Genomic DNA, 455 nt, shown 5'->3' with positions numbered 1-455 from the left:
TTGAATGGACTTGATAGCCTTTCGCTTTAGCATGGGGGTTATTACTGGTATAGCCCAGTTGTTTGCTTACTTCATGGCTGTAGACCAAACTTGTCGTATCTTCTATTGCTAACAATAGCTCATGTGATTTAGCTAATTGCCCAGTCACATCATAACCCCCTGAAGCAATTTGACTCGCTTTAACTCGATGATTACGTAAAAATCGATAGCCTCCTTCAACTAATGCTTCATCTCCTAAACTACTTTGCGAAAGACTACTTCCACTACAATTCGATAATTGCTTGCCTAGCTGAACAAGACGCTTTGTTAAGCGTTTATCACCTAGCTCAATCCCACCAAATACTGCCTCAGACCATAAACTGGAATCGCTTAATGTCGAATTCATAAAACACCTTATTTAAAATAATAATAAGGCGAATTTGATCATTATTTCTTCTTACATACAAGATGTGTAG

At 38.0% G+C, this 455-nt stretch carries 1 protein-coding gene; it reads right to left on the bottom strand.

Going from position 1 to position 455, the window contains the following annotated elements; genetic code table 11:
* On the bottom strand, positions 1-385 hold a 385-nt coding region (locus CC34_RS01000000116450), incomplete at its 3' end, for an IS4/Tn5 family transposase DNA-binding protein (RefSeq protein WP_032830400.1).
* Positions 386-455 lie beyond the last annotated feature (70 nt).

The sequence above is a fragment of the Legionella pneumophila subsp. fraseri genome, assembly GCF_000586315.1.
Lineage (GTDB): Bacteria > Pseudomonadota > Gammaproteobacteria > Legionellales > Legionellaceae > Legionella > Legionella pneumophila_B.
Note: the sequence above shows the minus strand (reverse complement) of the source record. Positions and strands in the feature narration are given on the sequence as shown.